The 7,312-nt window shown below is 40.7% G+C and carries 6 protein-coding genes; 3 read left to right on the top strand and 3 right to left on the bottom strand.

The genetic code is table 11. From position 1 onward, the window contains the following. Positions 1-662 (bottom strand): IS4 family transposase (locus tag AAEZ22_RS17585; RefSeq protein WP_352298214.1); only part of this gene is annotated, 662 nt, incomplete at its 3' end. Positions 663-906: 244 nt separating this feature from the next. On the opposite strand from AAEZ22_RS17585, the gene AAEZ22_RS17590 reads away from it, so the two are divergent. Beyond that, the gene (locus AAEZ22_RS17590) at positions 907-1,125 is read left to right on the top strand and encodes a GDCCVxC domain-containing (seleno)protein (protein ID WP_283709907.1); all 219 of its coding nucleotides are present in this window, start codon (positions 907-909) and stop codon (positions 1,123-1,125) included. Positions 1,126-1,171: 46 nt separating this feature from the next. Here the strand turns inward: AAEZ22_RS17590 and AAEZ22_RS17595 are convergent, their stop codons facing one another. Continuing rightward, positions 1,172-1,366: a transposase gene (locus AAEZ22_RS17595; protein WP_502935269.1), complete on the bottom strand. Its 195-nt coding sequence runs from the start codon at positions 1,364-1,366 to the stop codon at positions 1,172-1,174. Between the two features lie 106 nt (positions 1,367-1,472). Between AAEZ22_RS17595 and AAEZ22_RS17600 the strand changes: the two genes are divergently transcribed. Further along, positions 1,473-3,593 (top strand): winged helix-turn-helix domain-containing protein, encoded by a 2,121-nt coding sequence (locus tag AAEZ22_RS17600; RefSeq protein ID WP_283709908.1) that lies wholly within the window; start codon positions 1,473-1,475, stop codon positions 3,591-3,593. 361 nt (positions 3,594-3,954) lie between these two features. Next, on the top strand, positions 3,955-6,762 hold the full coding sequence (locus AAEZ22_RS17605) for a TonB-dependent receptor domain-containing protein (protein WP_352298211.1): 2,808 nt from the start codon (positions 3,955-3,957) through the stop codon (positions 6,760-6,762). Between the two features lie 80 nt (positions 6,763-6,842). Here the strand turns inward: AAEZ22_RS17605 and AAEZ22_RS17610 are convergent, their stop codons facing one another. Then, positions 6,843-7,139 (bottom strand): hypothetical protein, encoded by a 297-nt coding sequence (locus AAEZ22_RS17610; protein WP_156086147.1) that lies wholly within the window; start codon positions 7,137-7,139, stop codon positions 6,843-6,845. Positions 7,140-7,312 lie beyond the last annotated feature (173 nt).

Here is a 7,312-nt window from a genome sequence, read left to right on the forward strand (position 1 = left end):
TTGGTCAGCTTAACCTCACCCAAGACTTGGGGCGTAGGGCGTGCTTTTTTGTAGGCTTTGGCAACCGTGATATAGGCATCCTGGCCGGGTAGTTGCAGTGTCTGGTTGCCACGAACTCTGGCAATGTAATGCCAGCCGAGCTTACGTATTTGCTTAAACCACGGCACTTTAAAACCCGCATCAGTAATAATCACCGGCTTAAAGTCTGCCGGCAGTACCTGCTTTAACCGGTATAAAAACGCCCTGTGTACGTGTGGGCACGTATACTCGTCCATCGGCACAACAACTTGATGTAACGTCAGTGGGCGACCTTCCAGCGCCAGGCTGGCACGCAGGATAAAATGGCGCTTTTCGGTGTCGGCATTGCTCCAGTCCACTAAAATCAGCGGCTGTTTGCCCTGACGTAGCAAGCGGGTCATTGCGGCATAAATAAGCGGCGCCTCTGCTTGAAGCGCTTCATTTCTTAGCAAACGGTCAGCTCGTTTGATGCCGTGTTTTTCTGACGTTTCACTGTCAAAATTACGGCCGATAGCCGTTACCGTGCATTGGCCATTCTGCATCAAGCTTTGTACTGCCGCCCCCACAGCTAAAAATCGGGCTTTGTGCATACATTTGGGGGTGACAAATGAGAGGAAATCGGCGAGCATTGTTTTTACATTCATGGCAGCATTCATGGTTAGGTGTTTTTGGCGAAAGATCAGATCGGGAACTGCCATGAATGTTCCCTTCGCCTCTAACTATTTGTTTTATCTACGCCATTCGTGGGGATTCGTCAGGCGAAATATAGTCTTTCAATCACTATGTTCCAAAATGGAACATAGTGATCTCATCCGTCCCTGAAAAGCGAATTACGGACATTATTCAAGATGTGATTCGATGCCTGAGTAGGTAGCTTGCAAAATCTAAATGTGTCAGTGGACTTCCCAGCTTTTATCGACAATTACATGCCCTCAATGCAATCATAGCCAGCAAGAGGAAATGCCAACCACTGCATGTCAATTTTTCTATGAATGCACTCACTGCAAAACAGTGTTGAAACCTCTTATCGGAGACTGCTGCGTTTCGGTGTTTTTCAACCGAGTTGTCCAAAAAAACTGTTTTAAGCAACCGCCGTATTACGCTTAATTTCCTCAACATTGGAGGGATTTAGCGCAACGTCACCAACGGCGGCCTATTTTTGATGTCCGGGCACTGCAACTCCTTGCTCACGACATTGTTTTAACCAATGATACAAGGTTTGCGGACTGATCCCATCCTCATCAGCCACAGAATTTACAGAACGACTCTGTGGCGGTAATAATTTTTTGAGCGTTGCAGCTTTACGCTCTTCAGAATAACGTGGTATACTTGAACTTATGCCGCCCACTGTTTATTAACTAATGGCGAAATTGCCAACTGGACAACAAAGTTGACATAGTGGGTTAATTTTGTAACCTTTTAGTTAACCTATTGATTTGAAGTGATGTCCACGCATGGCAGTATCTGTTCCGTTTAAACTTGAGTCGTGCTTAATCAAACCAAACGATTATTCAATAATATTTCCCGATGGTCAGACTAAGTTACTGCAACCTAAGTTTATTCATGTATTAGCCTATCTAGCAGCGCAATTTCCTCGGTTAGTAACCCGAGAAGAATTAATTGAAGCGGTATGGGATGGTAACTTTCCAGTAGGTGAAAAAGCCCTAACTAATGCCATCTGGAACTTGCGCAATGAATTCAAGCAATTTGATAATATTAATCTAGAAACTGTCCGTCGAAAGGGTTACCGGCTATTAACAAAGCCAGAATATATCCAGCCTTTAATTGATAGCAACGATGAAAGCGATCCTGCAAAGGCAGAGAAAAAACAATCCAATGCATTAGGTAAAAAAGTGATCTTAGTCGCTTTAGCTTTAGTTACTTTCATCTTAGTTTGGCAGCTGTCATTGCTACCTTTTGCAACCAAAAGCAGCAAAATCCTCAACCTGACATCAGAACCTGGACGTGAAGTGTATCCAACGGTCTCGCCCAATGAACGTTATCTGATTTTTACTTGGCGTCACATAACAGGATCGCCAAACTTGTATATTAAAGATCTTCAAGATAAAAACTCATCTTCAAAACAAATTACCTTTACTGAAAATTATGAAGGACGCGCGGTTTGGCATCCAAACAGCGAGGTGGTTTTCTTTCAGCGTAAACATTGGGATTTTAAACGATGTGATGTTGTGCAATTAAATATTGTCACAATGCTGGAAAATAAAATTGCCACATGTGATGCCGAAAAAGACTTTTCGCTGACCATTTCATCAGACGGCAGCTTTTTGGCATATATTGTTAAAAAACAAAACGATCAACATTTGAATGTAAAATTAATTGATCTAAAAAGTGAGGCGATGGAAGCCAAACTATTAGCTTGTCATCAGAAGTGCCGCTTTCAGGACTTGGATGTAGCCTTTTCACCTGATGCTAAGCAGTTAGCGTTATCTCGTTCCGCAAGCGACGGAATGAATGAAGACTTATTTTTATATGATTTAAACACGCAGCAAATGGAATACCTAGTGGCAACTAAGGGGCGGTTACGAGGCTTAACCTGGCATCCAAATGGCGATCGTATTATTTATGGCGGTGAGGAATCTGGACGACGAAAAGGCTATCTAGTGTCGTTAAAAGATAAATCAACGATTAACCTTAATGTTGATGGATTTAGTTATCCTAGTTTTGTACCTAATAGCCATGAGGTTGTTTATCACAGTCGAGAAGATATAACTAAATTGTCCACGTTAGACTTAAGTGAAACAACAGGTGCGACATTTTTTCCATTGATCCATTCTAATTATATCTATAAAGACCCGCATTATAGTGAGGTAAATAACAGTATCGTTTTTATTTCTACTGAGTCGGGGTATGAAGAAATTTGGCGTGCAGATCCCGATGGGAGTAATCGAAAACAACTGACTAAATTGAAAACACACTTGTCGTCGCCAAGGTGGTCGCATAATGGGCAATCTATAGCTTTTTTGGCGCCCGATAAAAAAACCAAACGCAGCGCATTGTTTGTACTTAATCTTCAGGAAGGCAACTTAACCCAGATGGATAGTGAATTTGATCAGTACTACAGACCTTCTTGGCTGCGTGATGATAGTGGGCTGCTTGCAGGGGCTAAGTTTAAAGGTAATTTGGCACTTTACGGATTTCCTATAGACGAAAAGCCCCCATACATTATTATTGATCAAGCGGTCACTTACGCAGAACAAGCTCGAAATGGTGATGTCTGGTTTACAAAGGGCCGCAATCTAGGCTTGTGGCGGTACACGCCAAGTTTTAAGGCAGATAAACCAATACAAGTACTTAATAACAATGTGTTTCAGGTCGAGCATCATTGGGAATTAACTGAAGATGGCGTGTTTTTTCAACATGATTATGCTAACTATCATCAAATTCAATTTTTTGACTTTCATACTCAAGAAATTAGTCCTTTGGTAAAACTGCCTTTTGGAACCATTTCGCGTAAATCATCTATTACTTATATTCCTAGCCAAAATAAGCTAGTGATTGCTGAACAAGAGTTTGTTAACACAGATATCAAACAACTTTCTCATCCAAGTTTATAAAGAAGAGGTAGGCGTTCTGAGTAAACACATGATAAATAAAGGTATTATATTTTAAACCGCTAACACTCTAATTCAACTTATACCCTACTCAATCCCCATTTCAAAATTCAAGATGGCATGAATAGCAATCTGTTTAGTTGATTGTCAATATCTAGTGCTAATCTTTCTGTGCATCCTAACCTGTTGTATTTAAAAGAAAAGATAAATAAAAGACTTACAATAGAGCTTAAAAAGAGACTCGATGTTTGAGTTTTACTTCTGTTCGAATTAATACTGGTGAGGGCTAAATTGAATTGCTCAATTTAAGCATCTTTGGCGAAGAGCAAAGCTATCAATTAAAACTAATTCTTTGGGGATTAAAATGTACAGTAGAAAAATAAAAATCATGGACCAAAAGCTATCCTTAATCTCATTGTCGCTATTAACTGCACTTGGTACGGCCTCAGCTGCCGAAAGCGCATTTGAAGATGAGATGTCGGTAGAACGAATTCAAGTAACAGGTTCTAGTATAAAAAGAACAGATATAGAGGGTGCTTTGCCTTTGGCTACCATTAGCGCTGAAGATATTGCCAACTCTGGGGTGACATCAGTATCTGAATTAATTCAAAAAATTCCAGCAATGCAAGGCTATCAAGTTGGCGCTCAGTCAGTTGGTGGGGGCGATAGCAGTGGTAACAATGGTAAACAAACCGTATCTTTGAGAGATCTTGGCGGCTCATATACTCTGGTTCTACTTAATGGACGCCGAATGGCGTCAGCTGATAGTGGCGGCACAGTTGATATTAGTTCTATTCCGTTGGCAGCGATTAAACGTGTTGACGTATTGATGGATGGTGCCTCAGCGTTATATGGCTCTGATGCTATTGCTGGTGTAGTAAATTTCATCATGAAAGATGACTTTGAAGGCGTGACAGTTAGTGCTAGAGCTGATAAGCCTCAAGAAGCTGGTGGTGAAAGTTCTGAATTCAGTATTACGGGTGGATTTGGCAACTTAGGTACCGATGGCTTTAATATATTGATGACCTACAATCATTCTGAAAACGAAAATATACGTTCACTTGATCGTGAATTCAGCAAAACAGGGATTGTGCCTTTTAACTACAATGGTGAAGATTTATTTTTGGTACAAGCTTCATCTAATGCCATTCCAGCAAATTTATATTTAAACTTCGATAAAGAAATCGATGGTTCGACGAGTAAGTCATATAATCCATATGCTGAAATCAACGGTGAGTGTGCACAATTTAACCAAGCTTCTGGTGATACATGTATTTATGATTTCACAGAAAATTTAGAAATTTCACCTGAAAGTAAAAGTGATAACTTATACCTTCAAGGCAGTGTTTATCTGAATGATAACGCTGAATTATATGCCTCAGGAAGCTATTCAAACTACAGTATCACAACCCGTATCGCAGCCAACACGCTAAATAATTACAAGTTTGAATTGGATTCGCCTTTTGTTACTAACCTAGTTCAACCTTTGTTAACTGCTGAGCAGTATAATGCTCTTTCGGATGTTAGAATCCGCTGGCGTACACGTCCTGCTGGTAGTCGCTCTAACGAATACGATACTGATACATTTAATTTCACCTCTGGAATTCGTGGTGACTATGGCGATTTGTCCTATGACTTGGCCTTTACAAAAGCTAACAGTTCACGTGACAGGAATATGGTGTCGGGTTATTTAATAACTGACCAACTAACTGCTTTGCTTGATAGTGGAGCTATCGATGTATTTGCTAGACCTGACCAATTGCCCGAAAGCATGAACGAAGCGCTACGCGCAAATGCCTACAGTGGTAATTGGGACACACTCAAAACTAAAACAAGCGCGATTGAAGGTAGAGCGTCAGCACCAGCATTTGAATTACCCGCTGGTATGGTTTATGTCGGTGGCGGATTTGATTATCGAGACAATGAGTTTATTAGTATTACCAGTCAAGCCAATAAGGACTCTATTTTAACCGGTACGCCAGACGCTGAGTATGACTTATCAAGAGAGACTTATGGTGTTTACTTAGAGGCTGTTGCGCCTATTATTGACGGATTAGAAGTTACCGCTGCGGCTCGTTACGATAATATCGGTGCTGTTTATGATGGTAAGCGTGCCGCTAATGCAGAGAAAGTTAACAATGACGCATCAGACACAACTTATAAGTTATCCTTCGCATATCGCCCCAATGAAGATTTGTTACTTCGAGGCTCAATTGGTACCGGCTTTAAAGCTGCATCAATGATAGATATTGCAGGGCCTAAAGTAGATGCCGGTGTTACATCTCAAAGCTATGATTGCCCACTTTCTGAACCACACCCTTTAGCGCAGTATTGCTTCCCGCAATTACAGCAATATAATGTTGCAACGTCAGGTAATAATGAGCTTCAACCAGAAACCTCAAAACAACGTTCTGCTGGATTTGTTTATGCGCCCTCTAATGAGTTTAGTGTGAGTGTTGATTGGTGGCAGATAAACCTTACAAATCAAGTTAAGAGAGTGACTCAGCGACAGATATTTGCCGATCCAGTTACCTACAATAGTCTTTATGGCACGCTTTTAAATGAGCTAAGTGGCGAGTTGGAAATCCAAGTATTGCAAGCACCAGTGAACATTGGTAAATCAAATAACCAGGGTATTGATTGGGTTGTTTCAATAGGGCATGACTTTTCTATGGGGTACCTTCGTTCAACTCTACGAGGTGCTTATATCCTTGAAAGTGAAACGTTACGAGTGGGAACAGTGGATATCTATGACACTAGCCTAGGTAAATTTGGTCCAAATAGTACTGTGACTTTCCCACACAAAATGCAGTGGGCGAATAACTTTAGTCATGAAGATTTTGCACACTCGGTTAATCTAAACTATCAGAGTGGTTATGAAGATCAATCCTACTCGGCAAATGCTTCACAGATCCGCTATCAGTCTGATATTAGTCAAGGCTTTGACCAGTCAGTTGAACGTAATGTAAGTAGTTACCTTACAGTTGATTACCTGACAAAGTGGCAGATCAATGACAGTACGCAAGTTGGTTTTGGTATCAAAAACTTACTTGATCGCCAACCTCCATTATCATTGCGTACTTCAGGTGGTGGTTATCAAGTTGGTTATGACCCGCGATACGTTGATCAGTTAGGTCGTACATTTTATGTTAAAGGTGAATATAACTTTTAATATGGTAAAAGCTAATCAAGGTTAGCCGTGTCCATGGCAATTGACTCTAGGTGAGTAACCACGACACGGTTGAAATAATCTTAATAAAAAGCCTTCAAACCAGCGAGATGGCTTTTTTGAATATCGTCAAAAAACTTGGCCTCTTTGCTATACTTATATACAGGTGCGTTGCTATGAATCACACAATTAAGCCCTGCTAATTCTGTTAATTTTGAAAATACAGAGAAAGGCATCCCTTCATTGATCAAAGCGTGCTGAGCTATGTCACTATTGGGGATACTACCAAAGCGTTTTATTGCGTTGTTTGTTGACACCCACCCCTCTTCAAGTGGTTGATACCTAAACTCAACCACTTTTTCTACATCTTTTTTAGACACTTATTATTTATAAATCATGCCCCATTTGTAATCCCCCCGAAAAATCGGAGCAGTTATAAGTAGAAAATTCCGTTAAACTAAAACGAAGGAGTTTTCTATGCGCAAATCACGATACACAGACAGTCAGATCTTAGCGATTCTGAAACAAAACGAAAACGGTATACCGGTTCCAG

The sequence above is a fragment of the Pseudoalteromonas sp. 20-MNA-CIBAN-0454 genome, from assembly GCF_040308685.1.
Classification (GTDB): domain Bacteria; phylum Pseudomonadota; class Gammaproteobacteria; order Enterobacterales; family Alteromonadaceae; genus Pseudoalteromonas; species Pseudoalteromonas nigrifaciens.